16 protein-coding genes are annotated in these 19,305 nt (G+C 60.9%); all 16 read left to right on the top strand.

Features of this window, described 5'->3' with window-relative positions; all coding sequences use genetic code 11:
• Nucleotides 1-199: 199 nt before the first annotated feature.
• The 16 genes from ACO1VH_RS05805 to galE all read left to right on the top strand — a co-directional run bounded on the left by ACO1VH_RS05805 (nt 200) and on the right by galE (nt 19,210).
• Nucleotides 200-658: an EVE domain-containing protein gene (locus tag ACO1VH_RS05805; protein WP_486243371.1), complete on the top strand. Its 459-nt coding sequence runs from the start codon at nt 200-202 to the stop codon at nt 656-658.
• Nucleotides 659-1,409: 751 nt separating this feature from the next.
• The gene (epsL, locus tag ACO1VH_RS05800; protein WP_486243369.1) at nt 1,410-2,591 is read left to right on the top strand and encodes an XrtB/PEP-CTERM-associated polysaccharide biosynthesis outer membrane protein EpsL; all 1,182 of its coding nucleotides are present in this window, start codon (nt 1,410-1,412) and stop codon (nt 2,589-2,591) included.
• Nucleotides 2,581-3,987, top strand: a complete 1,407-nt coding sequence (locus tag ACO1VH_RS05795; RefSeq protein ID WP_486243367.1) for an undecaprenyl-phosphate glucose phosphotransferase — start codon at nt 2,581-2,583, stop codon at nt 3,985-3,987. Before epsL ends, ACO1VH_RS05795 begins: the two co-directional genes overlap by 11 nt.
• 77 nt (nt 3,988-4,064) lie before the next feature.
• Nucleotides 4,065-4,889, top strand: a complete 825-nt coding sequence (gene epsE / locus ACO1VH_RS05790; protein WP_486243618.1) for a polysaccharide export protein EpsE — start codon at nt 4,065-4,067, stop codon at nt 4,887-4,889.
• Between the two features lie 73 nt (nt 4,890-4,962).
• Entirely contained in the window at nt 4,963-6,387 is a 1,425-nt protein-coding gene (gene epsF / locus ACO1VH_RS05785) for a chain length determinant protein EpsF (RefSeq protein WP_486243365.1), read from the top strand.
• Between the two features lie 58 nt (nt 6,388-6,445).
• Nucleotides 6,446-7,342, top strand: coding sequence for a chain length determinant protein tyrosine kinase EpsG (gene epsG / locus ACO1VH_RS05780; RefSeq protein ID WP_486243363.1), 897 nt, complete (start codon nt 6,446-6,448; stop codon nt 7,340-7,342).
• A gap of 13 nt (nt 7,343-7,355) precedes the next feature.
• Nucleotides 7,356-8,453, top strand: coding sequence for a polysaccharide pyruvyl transferase family protein (locus tag ACO1VH_RS05775; protein ID WP_486243361.1), 1,098 nt, complete (start codon nt 7,356-7,358; stop codon nt 8,451-8,453).
• A 19-nt stretch (nt 8,454-8,472) separates the two neighbouring features.
• The gene (locus ACO1VH_RS05770) at nt 8,473-9,549 is read left to right on the top strand and encodes a glycosyltransferase family A protein (RefSeq protein ID WP_486243359.1); all 1,077 of its coding nucleotides are present in this window, start codon (nt 8,473-8,475) and stop codon (nt 9,547-9,549) included.
• An 81-nt stretch (nt 9,550-9,630) separates the two neighbouring features.
• Complete coding sequence (locus ACO1VH_RS05765; protein ID WP_486243357.1) at nt 9,631-11,226, top strand: O-antigen ligase family protein; 1,596 nt, start codon at nt 9,631-9,633, stop codon at nt 11,224-11,226.
• Nucleotides 11,223-12,230: an acyltransferase family protein gene (locus ACO1VH_RS05760; RefSeq protein ID WP_486243355.1), complete on the top strand. Its 1,008-nt coding sequence runs from the start codon at nt 11,223-11,225 to the stop codon at nt 12,228-12,230. The genes ACO1VH_RS05765 and ACO1VH_RS05760 overlap by 4 nt, the downstream gene beginning before the upstream one ends.
• Before the next feature lie 9 nt (nt 12,231-12,239).
• Nucleotides 12,240-13,664, top strand: a complete 1,425-nt coding sequence (locus ACO1VH_RS05755) for an Atrophin-1 multi-domain protein (RefSeq protein ID WP_486243353.1) — start codon at nt 12,240-12,242, stop codon at nt 13,662-13,664.
• A 6-nt stretch (nt 13,665-13,670) separates the two neighbouring features.
• Nucleotides 13,671-14,282, top strand: coding sequence for a serine O-acetyltransferase (locus tag ACO1VH_RS05750; RefSeq protein WP_486243351.1), 612 nt, complete (start codon nt 13,671-13,673; stop codon nt 14,280-14,282).
• 2 nt (nt 14,283-14,284) lie between these two features.
• Nucleotides 14,285-15,538: a glycosyltransferase family 4 protein gene (locus ACO1VH_RS05745; RefSeq protein ID WP_486243349.1), complete on the top strand. Its 1,254-nt coding sequence runs from the start codon at nt 14,285-14,287 to the stop codon at nt 15,536-15,538.
• Between the two features lie 8 nt (nt 15,539-15,546).
• The gene (locus ACO1VH_RS05740) at nt 15,547-16,725 is read left to right on the top strand and encodes a glycosyltransferase family 2 protein (protein ID WP_486243347.1); all 1,179 of its coding nucleotides are present in this window, start codon (nt 15,547-15,549) and stop codon (nt 16,723-16,725) included.
• A 73-nt stretch (nt 16,726-16,798) separates the two neighbouring features.
• Nucleotides 16,799-17,965, top strand: a complete 1,167-nt coding sequence (locus tag ACO1VH_RS05735; protein ID WP_486243345.1) for a WecB/TagA/CpsF family glycosyltransferase — start codon at nt 16,799-16,801, stop codon at nt 17,963-17,965.
• 225 nt (nt 17,966-18,190) lie between these two features.
• Nucleotides 18,191-19,210, top strand: a complete 1,020-nt coding sequence (gene galE, locus ACO1VH_RS05730; RefSeq protein WP_486243343.1) for a UDP-glucose 4-epimerase GalE — start codon at nt 18,191-18,193, stop codon at nt 19,208-19,210.
• The last annotated feature ends 95 nt before the right edge of the window (nt 19,211-19,305 follow it).

Here is a 19,305-nt window from a genome sequence, read left to right as displayed (position 1 = left end):
GAACGGTCGCATGCTCTGCATGCGGCCGTTTTTATTTTTGTTTCCGTATTTCTTTTATCGTGTTCAGCACGTCTGCGTCTTCCCATGCAGATGGATGCTCCGCGGTGCATACGATATAAGATGGCGTGATTTCGTTTTCTTGGTTTCTTTTCCTTCTTCATTTATTTCTTTCGGTTTCCTTTATCCGACGGAGGTCCCCATGCGCTACTGGCTGATGAAATCCGAGCCTGACGAAGTCAGCATCGACGATGCGCTCGCGGCGCCAAACCAGATGGTCGCATGGACCGGTGTGCGCAACTATCAGGCACGCAACTTCATGCGCGATACGATGCAGATCGGCGACGGCGTGCTGTTCTATCACTCTAGTTGCTCCGAGCCGGGCATTGCCGGTCTGGCGGAAGTGGTCAGCACGCCCTATCCGGACGAAACGCAGTTCGATCCCAAGAGTCCCTACTACGATCCGAAGGCCACGCGCGAGACGCCGCGCTGGATGCTGGTCGACGTGCGTGCGACGAAGAAGACGCGGCTGGTGCCGTTGGCGGAATTGCGCGCTGCGCCGGAACTGGCGACGATGCAAGTGCTGCAGCGCGGCAATCGCCTGTCGATCACGCCTGTTTCTCCTGCCGAGTGGAAATTCATTTGCACGCAGTTGATCTGACATCGTCCGCATATCGATATGCATGACGGACACAAGATGCCGGACGACAGGTGCAATACATTGCGCAATGCAACTCGAAATGCATGCGGAATATTTCTCCTGCATGACATGCGTTACATCTGCTAACAATCTTTTTCGCAGTGGGCGAGAGGAAAAATTTCTTTTTTCTCGCATGCTCCATCGATGATCGTCGATGCATCATCACCGCGTTATCGTAGTGCGCGTTTCTTTCCTTTCCATTTCATTTTGATGACGAATGTCCGTTCTTTGCAGAGAGAACGCGGCCGTTCGCCGAACGTGCTGCCTTAATTTTAGGCAGGCGTTTTGCATCTTTTACGTGCAACGCGTGTAAAAGTGCGCATCGCTTCTTCCATCTGATCAAGCTTGATTCTGTCGTTTCCATTCCACGCAGAAATAGAGCTGACGTTTTCCTGAGATCGCGCTTTTTCGAGCGTGGAACTAATCGAATGTTGTTCTTCTCTTAACGTGCGCTTCGCAACGAATGCGCACTACCGCGTGTGATGCACGGGAAATTTTCCACGATGCATCGCACATGTTTTCATGCCGACACAACAGTGCCGGTACGCAATGACAGGGGATCGGAGAGAACAATGCAAACGATTTCAATACGCCGCGTCCAGCGAGAGATACATAGAGACGCACAAAGAGATACGCAGCAACCGTCGTACAGGATCGGTGCAGCGCGTCTTCCTTTCTCCTTGTTGCGTTGACTCGCATGAGCAGCCCGTTCATGAGTTTCCGTCGTCGGAAAACGACGAGCAGTCCGCAAATCCTGCTGCTGGCAGTCGGCGCGCTGGCCTGTACGCCAGCATTCGCTGCCGAAGGCGACGTCTTCACGCCCTATGCTTCCTACGGCATCTATTACGATGCCAACCTGTTGCGCAACCCGGATTACCTCGGACGAGATTCGGATCGCTGGCAGCGCGCATCGGTCGGCATCAAGGTCGACAAGGACATCGGACGCCAGGAGCTGACGGCCGATCTGTCGGCCAATCATTCGGATTACGACCGCTTCACGCAATTCGACAACACCGGCAAGGAACTGCAGGCCAACTGGAAGTGGGCATACGGCAATTACTTCAGCGGTAATCTCGGCACGAGCTATTCCGAAGCGCTGACGCCGATCGAGGATTTCCGCAGTCTGGAGCCGAACATCCGCACGCAGACGAAGAACTATGCCGACGCTTCGTGGCTCATCCATCCAAGCTGGCAATTGAACGCCGGATACAGCCGTTACGACCTGCGCTACGACCTCGAATCGCAACAACCGTCCGAACGTAATCTGGACATCACCGATCTGGGTTTCGACTATCTGGCGCGCAGCGGCAACAAGGTCGGTATCGTGTTTCGCCATATCGACGGCGAGTATCCGTACGCAACGATCAACAGCTACGAGCAGAACGAGGTCAAGGCCAAGGTGGACTGGCAGATCTCCGGCAAGACGTGGCTGCAGTTCCTCGGCGGCTGGGCCAAGCGCGAGTACAACAACAGTCCGCAGCGCGATTCCAGCGAACCGAGTGCACGCCTGACGGCCTACTGGAAGGCGACTGGCAAGACCGCCTTCTCGCTGGGCGCGTGGCGTGAAATCGGTGCGACCGACGATCTGGCCGCCAACTATGCGCTGAACCAGGGCATCAGCCTGGGCGCGACCTGGGATGCGACGCAGAAGATCAGCGTGGACGGCTTGCTGATGACCGAGAAGCGCGACTACAACGGCGTTTCGGTAGTCGAGGGCATTGCGCCGCTGGATCGCAACGACCGTTATCACAACGCCGTGCTCGGTGTGACCTACAAGCCGACGCGTCACTGGCGCATACGCGCTTCCGTCTATCGCGCCAAGCTGGATTCCAACATCGCGTCGGAAGCCTATACGACAAACGGCATCTTGCTGAATACACGCTATGAATTCTGACATCGGACAAATCAAGTATCCGCCGGATATTCCAGCCCGCAGCTTTCATCGCCGGCTGTTCGATCCGCTGCTGGCGATCGGTTTGCTGTACGTGACCGTTTTCCTGTCCGGCAATACGTTCACCGGCAATCATGTGGTGTTGTCCATCCTCGTATTCTTTATCAGCTCGACGGTATTCGGCTGGATCGATCCATGGCGCGAGGCGCCGCAGGCCAACTTCCTGACGCTGGCGCGCTCCATCGTGCTGGCATGGGTGGCGGTGGTGCTGGCCTTGCTGTTCTTCGGCTACGCGGCGGGCCTGTCGTCGCTGTTTGTGCGGCATGAAACGCAGTTCTGGCTGGTCGCAACGCCGGCCTTCCTGCTGTTCGCGCAGATCGTCTTGCAGAAGGCAGGTGCGGGGCTGAGCCGCGCATCGGTGCGGTCGGTGGTATTGGTCGGCGTCAACGATCTGAGCGTCAAGCTGGCCGAACGGGTCGACGACAACCCCGATCTGCGCATGGAGATCAGCGGCTTCTTCGACGACCGCGAACCATCGCGCCAGCCGGAAGACAAGCGCGTGCCGCTGCTGGGCCGCATGTCCGACATACCGACCTACGTACGCGCCAACAATATCAACACTGTCTTCATCAGCCAGCCGATTTCGGCGCAGCCGCGCATCCGTACGCTGCTGAACGAGCTGCAGGACACGACGGCCTCGATCTACTTTCTGCCGGACATTTACGCCTTCGATTTGATCCAGGCGCGTTTCGACAGCGTGGCCGGCCTTCCGGCGGTGGCGATCTGCGAATCGCCGTTCACCGGTATCAACGGCATGGTCAAGCGCGCCAGCGACATCGTGCTGGCATCGGTCATTCTGCTTATGCTGCTGCCGATCCTGCTGACGATCGCGATTGCGATCAAGGCGACGTCACCCGGTCCCGTGATTTTCCGCCAGCGCCGCTACGGTCTCGATGGCGAGGAAATCATCGTCTACAAGTTCCGTTCAATGACGGTCTGCGAAGACGGCGCCAGCGTGGTGCAGGCGAAGAAGAACGATCAGCGCATCACGCGCATCGGCGGCGTGCTGCGCCGCACCTCGCTCGACGAACTGCCGCAGTTCTTCAACGTGCTGCAGGGCCGCATGAGCATTGTTGGCCCGCGTCCGCATGCGGTGGCGCACAACGAACTGTACCGCAAGCAGATCAAGGGTTACATGCTGCGCCACAAGGTGCGCCCCGGCATCACCGGCTGGGCGCAGGTCAACGGCTACCGTGGCGAGACCGACACGCTGGACAAGATGGAAGCGCGCATCGCCTACGACCTCGATTACCTGCGCCGCTGGTCGCTGGCGCTCGACATGCTGATCATCGTGCGCACCGTCAAGGTCGTGCTGGCGCGCGACGGCAACGCGTACTGAGATTCCGGAGTTCGCGGGCCCCGGCTTACCGATCCATGCCTATTGAGATTCAAGATTCGAGAGGAGAAATGTCTGCAATGGAATATGTACTGAAAACAAACAGAATCCTGATGCTGGCCTTCCTGCTGTTCTGCTGCGGATTGCTGCAGGCGAATGCACAGACCGCGGCGACTGCGACGACCGACGTGCCGTTAGGGCCGGGTGATGTCGTCAAGATCAGCGTGTTCGGCAACAACGATCTGTCGCTGGAAACGCGCATCAGCGAAGCCGGCACCATCACGTTTCCGTTGATCGGCGAAGTCAAGGTCGGCGGCATGTCCACCGGCCAGGCGGAACGCAAGATTGCCGACATGCTCCAAAGTGGCGGCTTCATCCGCAATCCGCAGGTCAGCATGATGGTCAGCGAGATGCAGAGCCAGCAGGTTTCCGTGCTCGGCCAGGTCAACAAGCCGGGCCGCTATCCGGTGGACGGCAAGCGCAGCCTGACCGACGTGCTGGCGCTGGCCGGCGGCATGACGCCGGATGCCGGCGACAACATCGTGCTCATCCGCACACGCGGCGGCAAGACCACGAAGGAAACCATCGATCTGGACAAGATGATGGGCTCCTCCGATCCCAACAGCAATCCGCAGATGATGGCCGGCGATTCGCTGTATGTGGAACGCGCACCGCATTTCTACATCTACGGTGAAGTGCAGAAGCCCGGTTCCTACAAGCTGGAACGCAACATGATCGTGCTGCAGGCGCTATCGGCGGGCGGCGGCCTGAGTCCGCGCGGCACCGAACGCGGCATTCGCATCAAGCGGCGCGATGCGAAAGGCGAACTGCACGAGATCGATGTCAATCATGACGATCTCGTCAAGGCGGACGACATCATCTACGTCAAGGAAAGTCTGTTCTAGGCGAAACATAGAGAAGCACCGAGCAATACATAGAGAAGCACACAGAGAAGCACAGATTCAAAGGAAGCAAGCCATGACGCTCACCCAGATCCTGCTCGCCTTGCGCGCGCGATATCGCATCATCCTGCTGCTGCTGGCACTGACGGTTTCGGCCGCCTTCGTCGTCAGCATGGTGATGTCGAAAACCTACAAGGCGACGACGTCGCTGGTCGTCAACAGCAAGGGTATCGATCCCGTCACCGGCACCAACGTGCCTACGCAACTGATGCCGGGCTACCTGCCGACGCAGGTGGACATCGTCAACAGCAAGGCAGTGGCGCTGCAGGTCGTGCACGATCTGAAGCTGGCCGAGAATCCCGCCGTGCGCGAGCGTTTTGCCGATACCGATCACGGCAACATGACGATCCAGGACTGGCTGGCCGACGGCCTGCGCTCCAAGCTGAAGGTGGAACCGGCGCGCGAGAGCAGCGTGCTCAACATCACCTTCACCGGTGAAGACGCGCAATACGTGGCGGCCGTGGCCAATGCCTTCGCTTCCGCCTATCAACAGATCAGCGTACAGCTGAAAGTGGCGCCGGCACAGAAGGCGACCGAATACTTCCACGCGCAAATCCAGCAATTGCGCGACAACTTCGAAGCCGCGCAGAACAAGCTGTCGTCCTACCAGAAGCAGCACAACATTTTCAGCAGCAACGACCAGCTCGATGTCGAAACCGCACGCATGAACGAACTGTCGAGCCAGCTGGTGACGGCGCAGGCACTGGAAGTCGAAGCATCGTCGCGCCAGAAGCAGGTCAGGAGCAACGCCGCCAATTCGCCCGACGTGCTGAACAACCCGTTGATCCAGTCTCTGAAATCGCGCTTGGCCGAAGCAGAAGCGAAATTCGCCGACGTCTCGGCGCGCCTGGGCAGCAACCATCCGCAGTACATCGCCGCCAAGTCCGAACTGGACGGCGTGCGCACCAGCCTGAACCGTCAGATCGGTCTGGCATCGCAAGGCATCGTCAGCAACGCGCGCATCCAGCAGCAGCGCGTGGCCGAATTGCGTGCCGCGCTGGATGCGCAGAAAGCCAAGGTCATGCAGTTGAACGGCGCACGTGACGAGATGAACGTGCTGGCCAACGAAATGGAAAGCGCGAAGAAGGCATATGAAACCGCATCGCAACGCCTGACGCAAACCAGCCTCGAAGGCCAGTCCACGCAATCCGACATCGCCGTGCTGACCGCGGCCACTGCGCCGCTGCATCCGTCCTCGCCGCGCCTGCTGCTGAACCTGCTGGTGGCGTTGGTGGTCGGCACGATTCTCGGCATCGTCGGCGCGATCGCAATGGAGTTGCTGGATCACCGCGTGCGTTCCAGCGACGATCTGACGCGCCTGTTCGGCCTGCCGCTGATCGGCGTCATCGAAAAGCCGAAAGCCATCGGCAGTGTGCGCCATCGTCGCGATCCGCCGAGATTGGGCGGGCCCGGTTTCGGCCGGCCGCCGGCACCGGCCTGACGATTGCCGAGACTGCCAGATTTCGCCACCGAGGAACACCGTTTTGGGAAAACAGCACATGAGATTATCGAACCAGATTCAGGACGCGGCAAAACTGCGTTACCAGGAAGCGCCAAGACTGACGACCGGTCAGATCGGCCGCATCCTGATGGACAACGGGCGTCTGACGCACGAGGAAACCGAACGCATCCTGGAAGAGCAGCGCATCAGCCGCCAGCGTTTCGGCGATGCCGGCATCGCGCTGGGATTGCTGACGCCGACCGACATCGAGTTCGCGCTGTCGAATCAGTTTTCCTATCCATATCTGCTGCGCGGACAGAGTACCGTCAGCGAAGAACTGGTGGCCGCCTACGATCCGTTCAACAAGGAAGTCGAATCGCTGCGCGCATTGCGCAGCCAGCTGGTGATGCGCTGGTTCAGCACCGGCGACCGCCGTTCGGCACTGGCGATCACCAGTGCCGAGCCGGGTGACGGCCGTAGCTACATCGCCGCCAATCTCGCCGTGCTGTTTTCGCAGCTCGGCCAGCGCACGCTGCTGATCGATGCCGACATGCGCAATCCGCGCCAGCATCAGCTGTTCGGTATCGACAACCGCAGCGGCCTGTCGTCGATTCTGGCGGGACGCGGCAGTGCGCGCGACGTGCAGCGCGTGACGTCGATGATCGACCTTTCCGTGTTGCCGGCCGGCGCTACGCCGCCGAATCCTCAGGAACTGCTGGGCCGCCGCGCTTTTCCGGAAATGCTGGCTGAATACAGTGGCGAATACGACGTCATCCTGATCGATACGCCGCCCGACAGCGATTATGCGGACGGCCAGATCGCCGCCATGCGCGCCGGCGCGGCAATGGTGGTGGCACGTCGTCATGCAAGCCATACCGGTGCAGTCGGCAGCTTGGTCGATTCGATGAAGCATGCAGGTGTGATGGTGGTCGGCGCTGTCCTCAACGATTACTGACGAGGCGACAGGCATGGAAGCAACCGTAAATAGTGCAAATCATGTGGGAAGCGACGCGGAAAATCATGCGCAAGATCATGTAGCGCTGTGCAACGCGCTGATGGAGCGGCATGCCGTGCTGGCCGAGCTGATCGGCGATGCGCCTTTCCATTACGTCGACATTCCGACCCACGGCAACGTCGGCGATCTGCTGATCATGCATGGCACGCTGGCTTTTTTCCGCAAGCAGGGTTTGCAGCCGAAGACCGTTGCGCCGCACGATGCCTTCGATACGCACTGGGTCGCGCCGGGCGATGTCGTCGTGTTCCACGGCGGCGGTAATTTCGGCGACCTGTATCCGTGCTTCCAGCAATTGCGCGAGCGCGTGGTGCAGGCCTGCAAGGGCAACCGCATCGTCATCCTGCCGCAGTCGCTGCATTTCTCGTCGGACGAAACGATGCTGCGTTCGGCGCATATCTTCCGCCAGCACGGCGACGTTCACCTGTGCGTGCGCGACCGCGCATCGCTGCAGACGGCGCAACTGTTCACCGATCATGTTCTGCTGCTGCCCGACATGGCGCACCAGCTTTATCCGCTGCAGGCGCCGCAGGCATACGTGCGGCCGGGCGCCTTGCGCATCAGCCGCGTCGATGACGAAGCCGGTGAAGTCGGCGATATCGCCGGCGCACCGCATATCGACATGCTGACCGACTGGCCGCAGTTCGTCGGCCGCCGCGAGCGGCGCATCGAACTGTTCCGCCGTGCTTACGGCGCGTTCTTCCGTCGCGGCATGGGCCGCATGGCGAACCGCATGCTGTCGCCGTTGTGGATCGATTACTCGGGCCGGCTGATTGCCGATGCGGCAAGGCTGTTCGCACGCCATCAATTGATCGTGACCGATCGCCTGCACGGCCACATCCTGGCCTGCCTGCTCGACCGCAACAGCATCGTGCTCGACAACAGCTACGGCAAGAATTCCCGTTACGTGCAGGCATGGACGCGGCCGAGCGAACTGGTTGTGCTGAACGAGGAACGACATGGTGAGAAGAACAGTGAAACGTCAGGCGTACCGGGCATGAATCGCAATCACGCCGCAGGCATTGCAACGGCTGCTATTTCGGCAGCCATTTGAAAAGAAAAAGGAGCGCAACTTGGCGACCATAGACGTACTGCTGCCGGTCAAGAACGGCATCGATTTCCTGGCGCAGTCGCTCGACAGCATCTGCGCGCAGACCTTCAAGGACTGGCGGCTGCTGATCCTCGATCACGGCTCCACCGACGGTACGCTGGAGATGGCGGAGGATTACTGCCGTCGCGATCCGCGCATCGAATTGCACAGTTTTCCGGAAGCGAAAGGACTGGCCGGTTTGCTGAACTGCGGACTGGACATCGCCGACTGCAAGTACGTGATGCGCCACGATGCCGACGACGTCTGCTTCGTCGATCGCATGGAACTGCAGCTGGCGGCCTTTCGCCGTCAGCCGGAATGCGTGGCGATCAGCGGGCAGTCGGAAGTAATCGACGGCCAGGGGCGCATCGGCGGCGCGATCAAGATGCCGATCGGCCGCCATCGCGTGGGTGCCGCCGCCTTCTTCCGCAATCCGATCACGCATCCGGCGTCGATGCTGGATTTCGAGGCGGTGCAGAAGATGGGCGTGCGCTACGGCGCCGATTTTCTGAACGTACTGCCGCCGGAGCGCAGCATGCGCGTCGATGCGCTGGCCGAGGATTACTTCATGTTCGGCCAACTGGCGATACTGGGCAAATGCACGAATGTGCCGTCGCAGCTGATTCAGTACCGCTGGCACGGCAGCAACGTCAGCGCCACGCGTTTCCAGGAGCAGGTCGAGGTGTCGCTGGCGATTTCTCGCCATTTGACGCGCTCGTTCTGCACGATGCACGATCTGCCGTATTTCGATTCGGCGCCGTTCTGCAATCACGGAGGTATCCTGTTCGATGTCAACGGCCAGACCGATTTCGACGATGCGTTCGAACGCATGGCGCAGACACTGCGGCGTGGCTTCGGCCCGTCCGACGAATTGGAGCGCGAACTGACGTTCCGCAAGGCCGCGTCCACGCGCCGTCACGCAAACCTGTTGTGGCGCTATTTCCGTTTCCAGGCGCGCCATGCACCGGAGACGGGCGAATGGAATGCAGTCCGCTCGTGGCTGATCCGCCATATTCCGGGCAAGCCGCGCATGAGCGTCAGTGGAGAGCTGACGGCATGATGAAACGTTGCACAACCAGTGCGGCGCATCGCTTGATGCCTGGTCCGATGCGCGCCTTAATGCAGGCGGAGGAGAACCGCCGTGTTCGCTGACCGCACGCTCGAAGGCGGCGCATATGACAGCGGCACGTTGCGTTCGCGCTGGCTGCCGCAGGAATCGAATGCGCACACGCTGATCGGCGTCATCGTGCTGGCGGTGCTGGCCGGTATCGTCGTGCCTTTCTATGCCGATGCGATGGAATACCGCTTCGCGCGGTTGCTGGCGCTGCCGGCGTTTCTGGTGTTCGGTTTCCTGCTGTTGTTCAACCGGCTGTTCCTGCTCGGCCTGATCATCGTGTTCCGCTCCGCCGGCGACATCGTGCTGGATACCACGCGCTTTTCTCTGGGCGGCTATGAAACAGGCGTCGGCGGCCTGATCAACCTGTGCGTGATCCTGCTGGCCTGCATGCTGGTGATCGAGAAGCCGACGCGGCTGCCGAAGAAGATGGTGATGGCGTGGCTGCCGTTCCTGCTGGTGGCAGCCTTCGGCGTCGCGCTTGCACCGTCGAAGGGCGATGCCATCCGTACTTACCTGACGTTGTTGTCGTATTTCGCGATGTTCGTCGCCGCCTTCTATTTCGTGCAGTCGCCGATGGATTTCCGCAAATGCGTGAAGCTGGTGCTGTGGTCGTCGGCGATCCCGGCGCTGTATGCGCCGGTCGACGTGCTGCTGCATGCCGGCGCGGGCGGGCCTGAGGGTTTCCGCCTGCAGTCGACGTTCACGCATCCGAACATCATGGCGTTTTACCTGACGCTGATCATTTCGCTGACGCTGTTCACGCTGAAGGACAAGGTATTGCGTCCGAGCGGTGCAGGGCGCGTCGGCCTGACGCTGTATCTGCTCTATCTGTTTGCGTTGCTGGTGCTGACGCAGACGCGTAGCGCCTGGATCGCCTGCCTGCTGCTGTTCGTCTTCTATGCGCTGCTGTTCGAGCGGCGCTACCTGATCTATCTGCTCGCACTGCCGGTGGTGGCGCTGCTGGTACCGGAAATACGCGATCGCCTGGTCGATCTGGGCAGCGGCAACGAAGCGGTCGGCTACGCGAAGCTGAATTCTTTCGCATGGCGTCTGCAGATCTGGGAAAGCGGCCTGCAATGGATGCAGCCGATACGCTATCTGTTCGGCTACGGCATCGACGGATTCCGCAGCTATTCGCCGATCTTCTTCGAGGCTGCCAACAAGATCAACTGGGGCGCGCACAACGTCTACGTGCAGTGGTTCTTCGACGCCGGCGCGATCGGACTGCTGGCCTATCTGTGGCTGTACGGACGCACGGCCTTCTTCATTCGCCAGATGGCGCGGCGCGACAAGCTGGCGGCCTTCATCGCCATCGCCATCGTGATCGTCTACCTGGTCGTTTCGTTCTCGGACAACATGTTCGGCTATCTGGTGTTCAACTGGTATTTCTGGTTTACCGTCGGCGCGGCCTGTGCGTTGGCGGCCAGCACGAAGGCGGGTGAGCCGAAGAAGGGAAAGGTTGAACCGACAGGCGGGCCGTCTCCGCGCGCACCGCAACCGGATGGCATGCCCAATGGCCCGTACGGCGAAACACGACATGGCGCGACGCATGACGATCCGCGACGCCCGGAGCAAGGCAGATTGCGTCGTCATCATCTGCGTACGGCGGGGCGGCCATGAGCAGCGCACTGCCACGGCTGGAAATGCTCGACGGCTGGCGCGGCATCAGCATACTGTGTGTGCTGGCGGCGCACCTGCTGCCGATGGGGCCGAAATCGCTGCATGGCAATGCGATGTTCGGTCTGCTCGGCATGTCGCTGTTCTTCACGCTTTCCGGTTTTCTGATCACGTCCTTCCTGCTGAAGAATCCGTCGGTCATCGATTTTCTGCTGCGGCGCTTCTTCCGCATCATTCCGCTGGCATGGCTTTATCTGGCGATTGCGCTGACGATGGCCGGTGTCGCGCCGGACGGCTGGCTTGCGCATTTTCTGTTCTATGCGAACCTGCCGCCGCAGAAGCTGGTGCTGCTGACCGAGCATATCTGGAGCCTGTGCCTGGAGATGCAGTTCTACGTCGGCGTTGCATTGATGTTTGCGATCTTCGGTGTGCGCAGCCTGCTGTTCCTGCCGCTGATCGGCTTCGCCTTCACGATGCTGCGCGTGGCGGACGGCGTCCTTGCATCCAGTGTCAGCTATTACCGCATCGACGAAATTCTCGCCGGCTGCACGCTGGCGCTGATCTATCACCAGCGCTTCCATGCCAGCATTCTCGAATGGCTGAGAAGGGCGCCGCAGTGGCTGTTGCTGTTGCTGCTGCTGATTTCCTGCCATGAGTTCGGCGGCCCGATGAATTACTTCCGCCCGTATCTGGCGGCGATGCTGATCGGCGCCACTGTCGTCAATCCGGATCATCGTCTGGCACGTCTGCTCGATAACCGCATCCTCGTCTATCTGGCGACCGTGTCCTATGCGCTATACGTGATCCATCCGATGCTGGCCTACGGCACCTGGCTGGGCAGCGGCGACACCATCGTGAAGTACCTGAAGCGCCCGCTGCTCTTCGTCGTGCTGTTCATCCTTGCGCACATTTCCACGTTCTATTACGAACGCTGGTGGAATGCCGGCGGCAGGATGCTGGCGAAGAGATTCAGCATGAACGCAAAAACCGATACCAACGCTGCCTAAGGAGATGTAATGCAAAAACGCCTTGCCCTCGTGCCGTTTTCCCTTTCTGCTCTCTGCTCCTTCGGTTGCGCAGCCCTGATTGCGGCTGCGCCCTCCGCCGCGCAGGCACAGACTGCGCAATGGGGCAGCTACCAGAAGCCGTTTGCGCCGACATCGCCCTGGAACAGCCGTCCGGTCAATCCGAGCTTCGGCGATTTCGTGATTCCGAAATCGACCTATTCGCCCGGCGTGGCCGGCGGCGAATGGTCGACCGGCGTGTTTCTGGCCAAGCAGGGCGATCCGTCGGTGACGGTCAGCGGCCTGCCGAACACGCAAGGACTGTGGGATCCGGATGCAGGCGCCAATCACAACGTGACGATTCCGCGCTGGCCGGCCGACGTTCAGGCGGCGACCGCCAGCGACGGGCATGCCGATATCGTCGATCCGATTGCCGGTGTCGTGCATTCGTTCTGGCAGCTGAAGAACGTCAGCGGCAAGTGGGTCGCCGCGCAATACGCATGGACGCCGCTGAACGGCCGAGGCTGGGGCGATCCGGCGCATTACTTCCAGGGTTCGCGTGCGGCCGGCGTGCCGACTTCCGGCGGTCTGATCCGCAAGCACGAGATCGACGATGGCGACACGATGTATCGCCATGCGCTGGCGATGTCGCTGACCTATAACGGTCTGTCGCCGAATCCGACCTACATCTATCCGGCTACGTCGGCCGATACCAACGCCGCGACGACCAACACCGGCCGCATTTCGGAAGGTGCGCTGATGATGCTGCCGCCGAACTACGACACGTCGAAGATTGCCAGCCCCGCGTTGCGCAAGGTGGCCGAGACGCTGAAGACCTACGGTGCCTACGTCGTCGATCGCAATGGCGGCACGCCGTTCTTCATCTATGTGGAAAACGGTGCGAAATATGACTTGCACGGCGGCACCTGGAACACGGCGGTGGCCAACGAGCTCGATCGAATCCGCGCTGCACTGCGCCAGGTGACATCGGCGCAAGGCTGGGTCGACGGCAACGGCCAGGCGTTCACGCCGCCGAAGAAATTCAATCTGCTGTCGATGCGCGGACCATGGCAGCAATACGCGGGCGGGCCGCTCGGCACTTTCGATACTTGGCAGCAGGCGGTGGTGTTCCCCGCATCGGCCACACGTGTCACGCAGGTCAACTATTCGTCACGCGGCCTGAACCGGATCACGTGGTCGCTGCCGCAGACCGGCAAGACATATCGCGTCTCCGCGATCACGACCGGCGGCGCGAAGCTGAAGCTGCAGGTGCGCGACCCGTCCGGCCTGCCGCTGTATTTCGACAGCGGCGAGCTGGCGAACGGGGAATCGAAAACCTTCGCATGGCCGGCGAACAACGCGATCGTCACCGTGTGGGCGATCAGCGGCGTCAACCAGCCATCCACCGTGCGCGGCGAACTGCTGCTGCAGGAGTGACGGAACATGGCGCACCACATCGATCCCGACTGGCAGGCTGACCTGCAGCGCTGCGGCATGCGCCGTCCGCTGCTGAAGGAACAGTCGCTGTGGGCGCTGTGGGTATATCGCTTCGGTCGCCGCGTCGATAGCCGTCCGCCCGGCATCGTGCGGCGCGTGCTGACGGCGTGGTACTGGCTGCTGTTTCGCGCGGCGGAAACCGCGACCGGCATCAGCCTGCCGAAATCGGCAACGATCGGACCGGGCTTGCGCATCTGGCACTTCGGCGGAATTTTCCTGCATCCGCAAGCGGTGCTGGGCGCGAACTGTACCTTGCGCCAGGGCGTGACGATAGGCAACCGCGAAGAAGGCGGACCGGTGCCGGTGATCGGCGACGGTGTCGAATTCGGCGCCTATGCGCAGGTGCTGGGCGGCGTGCGCATCGGCAACGATTGCCGCATCGGCGCGCTGTCGGTGGTGCTGCGTGATGTGCCGGATGGCGCGACGGCGGTCGGTGTGCCGGCGCGCGTCGTTGCGCGACCGGATGAATCGTTCGACAAGCAATCGCAAGAGCAACATGAAGAGCAACAGTGCGGCATTACCGACATCAACGTCGTGCCGCTGAAAGGAATCGCCTGAACATGCATATCGCCTATCTGATCAACCAATATCCGAAAGTCAGCCACAGCTTCATCCGGCGCGAAATCCTGGCGCTCGAACGCCAGGGCGTACGCGTGCAACGCATTGCGCTGCGCGGCTGGGAAGGCGATCTGGTCGATGCCGAGGATTTCAGCGAACGCGAACATACGCGCTATGTGCTGCGCGACGGGTTGGGCGGCCTGCTGCGTTCGATGACGAAGATGGCGCTGGCATCGCCGGCACGTTTTTTCGCCGGAGTGAAACTGGCGTTCCGGATGAGTCGCCGCTCCGATAAATCGTTGCCCTACCACCTGATTTATTTCGCCGAAGGCTGCCGCATTGCCGAATGGTTGCGTGACGAAGGCATCGCGCATCTGCATGCGCACTTCGGCACCAATTCGGCGGAAGTGGCGATGCTGGCGGCGGAAGTCGGCGGTTTCCGCTACAGCCTGACGATTCACGGATCGGAAGAATTCGACAAACCGGAATTCATCGGTCTCGGTGAAAAGATCCGACGCGCGTCCTTCGTCGCTGCCGTCACTTCCTACTGCCGTAGCCAGTTGTATCGCGCAGTCGAGCACAGCCACTGGGGCAAGGTGCACGTCGTGCATTGCGGCGTCGAGCATGCTTTCCACGGCAATGTGGAACACGTCTTGTCGACACGTCCGCGCTTTGTCTGTGTCGGCCGGCTGTGCGAACAGAAGGCGCAACAGTTGCTGGTGGAAGCAGTCGCGATGCTGGCGCGCAAGGGAACGGATGTCGAACTCGTGCTGGCCGGCGACGGCGAAATGCGCGGCGAAGTGATGACGATGATCGCGCGCCACAATCTGCACGACCGTGTGCGCATCACCGGCTGGATCAGCGGCGAGCAGGTGCGGCAGGAATTGCTGGAAGCGCGCGCGCTGGTGATGGCCAGCTTTGCCGAGGGGCTGCCGGTCGTGATCATGGAAGCGATGTCACTGCGCCGTCCGGTGCTGACGACGTGGATCACCGGTATTCCGGAGCTGGTGCGTGAAGGCGAGAGCGGCTGGCTATATCCGCCCGGCTCGGTGGAAGAACTGGCAGCGGCGATGGAACGTTGCCTGGCGACGCCGGACGACGAATTGCTGCGCATGGGCGAACGCGCACGCGTGCGTGTGCTGGAACGGCACGACAGCGATCGCGAGGCAGGCAAGATGGTGACGCTGTTCCGGCAGGCTGAGCAGAACAGCATGGTCGAAAGCGCCGCAGGCGGCATGGCGGAGGCGTATCGATGATGGCGTTGATGGAAATTCTGTTGCTGTCGTTGTTGGCCGTGGTCGCCGTGCCGGTGCTGGTTTTGCTGGTGCAGGCCTGCCTGGCGAAGTCCCCGCGTGCGGCCTTGCTGCCGGACGAACGGCGTCCGCGCATCGCCGTGCTGGTGCCGGCGCACAACGAGGCGAACGGCATCGCCGCTACCGTCACGCTGATCCGCAGCCAGCTCGATGAGGAAGCCGGCGATCGCGTGATCGTCGTCGTCGACAACTGCAGCGACATGACGGCATCGATCGCCGCATCCGCCGGTGCCCACGTGCTGGAACGGCACGACGACACACGGCGCGGCAAGGGCTATGCGCTGGATCACGGCGTGCGTGCTCTGATGCAGGATCCACCGGATGCCGTCGTCTTCATCGATGCCGACTGTATCGTGCTCCCGGGCTCGATCGAACTGCTGGCGCGCACGGCGCTGGCATCGCAGCGGCCGGTACAGGCGCTGGACCTGATGCGCGCGCCACGCGGCGCCAGCCTGAAGATACGCATCGCCGAATTCGCGTGGGTGGTAAAGAACCGCGTGCGCCCGCTGGGCTTCCATCGCCTAGGCTTGCCATGCCAGCTGATGGGCACCGGTATGGCGTTTCCGTGGCCGCTGATTTCACAGGCGCAATTGGCGAACGGCCATATTGCGGAGGACATGAAGCTGGGCATCGAGATGGCGAAAGCCGGCCGGCCGACGCTGTTTTGTCCGGAAGCCTGCGTCGTCAGTTATTTCCCCGTTGGCGACGAGGCGGCGCGTGCGCAGCGCACGCGCTGGGAACATGGCCATCTCGGCATGATCTTGCATGAAGGATTGCCGTTGCTGCGCGACGGCATCATGCGACGCGACCGTATGCTGATCGCGCTGGCACTGGACATGTGCGTGCCGCCGGTGGCGCTGTTGGCCTTGATTGTCGGCGGTGTCTTCGTGGCGATGCTGTTCGTCGCACTGTTCACCGGCATGAAGTTGCCGCTGATGGCAGCGGCCATCATCTTTGCATCGCTGGCGTTTTCCGTCTGGCTGTCGTGGTGGCGCTTCGGCCGCCGCATCGTCAGCTTCGGCGATTTGCTGTCGGCAGTTGGCTATGCATTCTGGAAGGTGCCGCTGTACCTGAAGTTCGTTTTCAGCCGGCAGGTCGAATGGGTGAGGGCCAAGCGCGATGCGGAATGAAGCTGAAACCAGTCAACGCGGCAATCGTCCTGCATCCCGCCCTGCATCCGATTCTGTATCTGCCGCGTATCCGGTGCGTACCGATTTCCGCCGCCGCGTCGTCTGCATACTCGGCATGCCGTTCGATGTCGTTTCACTGCAGGAAGCGGTGCAGAAGGTCGGCGATGCGGCCGCGCATGACGAGCGCTGCTTTCTCTCCACGCCGAACCTGAACTTTACCGTCGCCGGCATGGAAGGCGGCGCTGCTGCCGATGTATTCCGCGATTCGGTTTTGCGCAGCGATCTGTCGGTGGTGGACGGCATGCCCTTGGTGTGGATCGCGCGCCTGCTTGGCCTGCCGATACGCGAACGCGTGGCCGGTTCGACATTGTTCGAGGCCTTGCGCCACGGCGAAGCGCGCCGCACGAACGCCGGCTTGTTGTCCGTCTATTTCTTCGGCGGGCCGGATGGCGTGGCTGAATGCGCGGCGGAGAAACTCAATGCGTCATCGTCATGGCTGCGTTGCGTCGGCTACCGCTCGCCTGGTTTCGCCAGCATCGAGGAAATGAGCGATGCGGAAACGATCAACGCGATCAATGCCAGCGATGCGGATTTTCTTGTCGTCGCGCTTGGCGCAAAAAAGGGGCAGGCCTGGATAGAACGCAACCTGTCGCGGCTGCGCGTGCCGGTGGTCAGCCATCTCGGTGCAGTGGTCAACTTCGTTGCCGGCACGGTCAGTCGTGCGCCGCCATGGGTGGGGCGCATCGGCATGGAATGGCTGTGGCGCATCAAGGAAGAACCGGCATTGTGGAAACGTTACTGGAAGGACGGATGGATGTTGCTTCGGCTGGCCGTCACGCGCATCGTGCCGTGCGCGGTGGCAACCAGGTTGCGCCGCCGCGATGCCGAAGCGATGGCGCGCGCACGCGTGGCGGTGCGCATGCACAGCCGCAGCTGCCGTATCGTCGCCAGCGGCGTGTGGATGGAGGGAAATCTTTCCGCATTGCGCGATGCATGCGAGCAAGCGACTTCTTCTCCCTGTGACGTGAATGTGGATTTCGCGCGCGTGGTGCAGATCGACAGCGCCTGCATTGCGCTGCTGCTGCTGCTATACGGCCATCAGACCAAGATCGCGCGCAGCTTCGTGCTGCACAACATCCGTCCTGCCGTCATGCGCACGATGCGCCTGCATTGTGCAGACTGGATGGTTGCCTACGACGATCGTGCACAGCGGTTTCCGCAGCAGACGGTATTACCGTGATTGCGTGCATGCATGTTGCGTACATGTTTGTTGCAGCATGCAGGTAATTTTTACGTGCAAATATTTCTCTGTGTGAACGAATGCCACTCAAAAGATTTCTCTCGAAAAACGAATTGGCATCGTCACGAAAATGTCATTGAATCGGCAATGACAAAAATGAACTTTTGATGCGATCCGCCGCTCTTTTAGAAGTTGCCGCAATGCGGCGTTCTGGATGTGTGGATCATGAAAATATTGGTAACCGGAGGCGCGGGCTACATCGGTTCGCATGCATGCGTTGAACTGATACAGGCCGGTTACCAGATCGTCGTTGTCGACAATCTATGCAACAGCAAGGAATCGGTGCTCGAACGCGTGGCGACGATTACCGGCTCCGTCATTCCCTTTGTCAAGGCAGACCTGCGTGATCGCGCGGCACTGGAAAGAATTTTTTCTTCCGGGCATTTCGATGCCGTCATGCACTTTGCCGGATTGAAGGCGGTAGGCGAATCGGTGGACGAGCCGATGCGTTACTACGAGAACAATGTCGAGGGTAGCCTGGCGCTGTTCCAGACGATGGCGAAGCACGATGTGAAGAAGCTGGTGTTCAGTTCGTCGGCTACTGTCTACGGCGATCCGGCGACGGTTCCCATCGTCGAGGATTTTCCGTTGTCCGCCACCAATCCCTACGGCCGCAGCAAGCTGATGATCGAGGAAATGCTGCGCGATATCGCCAAGGCCGATCCGGAATGGCGCATCGGATTGCTGCGTTACTTCAATCCGGTCGGCGCGCACGAAAGTGGATTAATCGGCGAAGACCCGAACGGCATTCCGAACAATCTGCTGCCTTACGTGGCACAGGTGGCGGTCGGCAAGCGGCCGATGCTGTCGGTGTTCGGCGGCGATTACCCGACAGAGGACGGCACCGGCGTGCGCGATTACATCCACGTCGTCGATCTGGCGGTCGGCCATGTGCGCATGCTCGAGCGATTGGAGCGCGGCGAATCCGGCGTGCAGACCTACAACCTTGGAACCGGTTGCGGCAGCAGTGTGCTGCAGATGATCGAAGCGTTCGAACGTGCCAGCGGCCGTCGTATTCCGTACAAGGTCGTGGCGCGCCGTCCGGGCGATATCGCGGTTTGCTATGCCGATCCATCGCGCGCCGAACGCGAGCTCGGCTGGCGCGCAGAACGCAACATCGCGCAGATGTGCGAAGACGCCTGGCGCTGGCAGGCGATGTCAGTGGAAACCTTCGACTACGCCTGAGCGCATTTCATTTATTTCTGAGCGTATTCGCGCAACCGGATTTTTCGACACGCATTCATTCTTATTCCAACCCGCTATACGTATTCCACACCTTA

This window comes from Oxalicibacterium sp., from assembly GCF_057353965.1.
The sequence above is the reverse complement of the archived record's forward strand: the minus strand, read 5'-3'. Positions and strand labels throughout refer to the sequence as shown.

Coding starts and splice junctions, on each gene's coding strand:
- ACO1VH_RS05750 (WP_486243351.1), top strand. CDS start 13,671: ATGGCGCACCACATCGATCCCGACTGGCAGGCTGACCTGCAGCGCTGC.
- galE (WP_486243343.1), top strand. CDS start 18,191: ATGAAAATATTGGTAACCGGAGGCGCGGGCTACATCGGTTCGCATGCA.
- epsF (WP_486243365.1), top strand. CDS start 4,963: ATGACGCTCACCCAGATCCTGCTCGCCTTGCGCGCGCGATATCGCATC.
- epsL (WP_486243369.1), top strand. CDS start 1,410: ATGAGTTTCCGTCGTCGGAAAACGACGAGCAGTCCGCAAATCCTGCTG.
- ACO1VH_RS05795 (WP_486243367.1), top strand. CDS start 2,581: ATGAATTCTGACATCGGACAAATCAAGTATCCGCCGGATATTCCAGCC.
- ACO1VH_RS05805 (WP_486243371.1), top strand. CDS start 200: ATGCGCTACTGGCTGATGAAATCCGAGCCTGACGAAGTCAGCATCGAC.
- epsE (WP_486243618.1), top strand. CDS start 4,065: ATGGAATATGTACTGAAAACAAACAGAATCCTGATGCTGGCCTTCCTG.
- ACO1VH_RS05760 (WP_486243355.1), top strand. CDS start 11,223: ATGAGCAGCGCACTGCCACGGCTGGAAATGCTCGACGGCTGGCGCGGC.
- ACO1VH_RS05745 (WP_486243349.1), top strand. CDS start 14,285: ATGCATATCGCCTATCTGATCAACCAATATCCGAAAGTCAGCCACAGC.
- ACO1VH_RS05775 (WP_486243361.1), top strand. CDS start 7,356: ATGGAAGCAACCGTAAATAGTGCAAATCATGTGGGAAGCGACGCGGAA.
- ACO1VH_RS05740 (WP_486243347.1), top strand. CDS start 15,547: ATGGAAATTCTGTTGCTGTCGTTGTTGGCCGTGGTCGCCGTGCCGGTG.
- ACO1VH_RS05755 (WP_486243353.1), top strand. CDS start 12,240: ATGCAAAAACGCCTTGCCCTCGTGCCGTTTTCCCTTTCTGCTCTCTGC.
- epsG (WP_486243363.1), top strand. CDS start 6,446: ATGAGATTATCGAACCAGATTCAGGACGCGGCAAAACTGCGTTACCAG.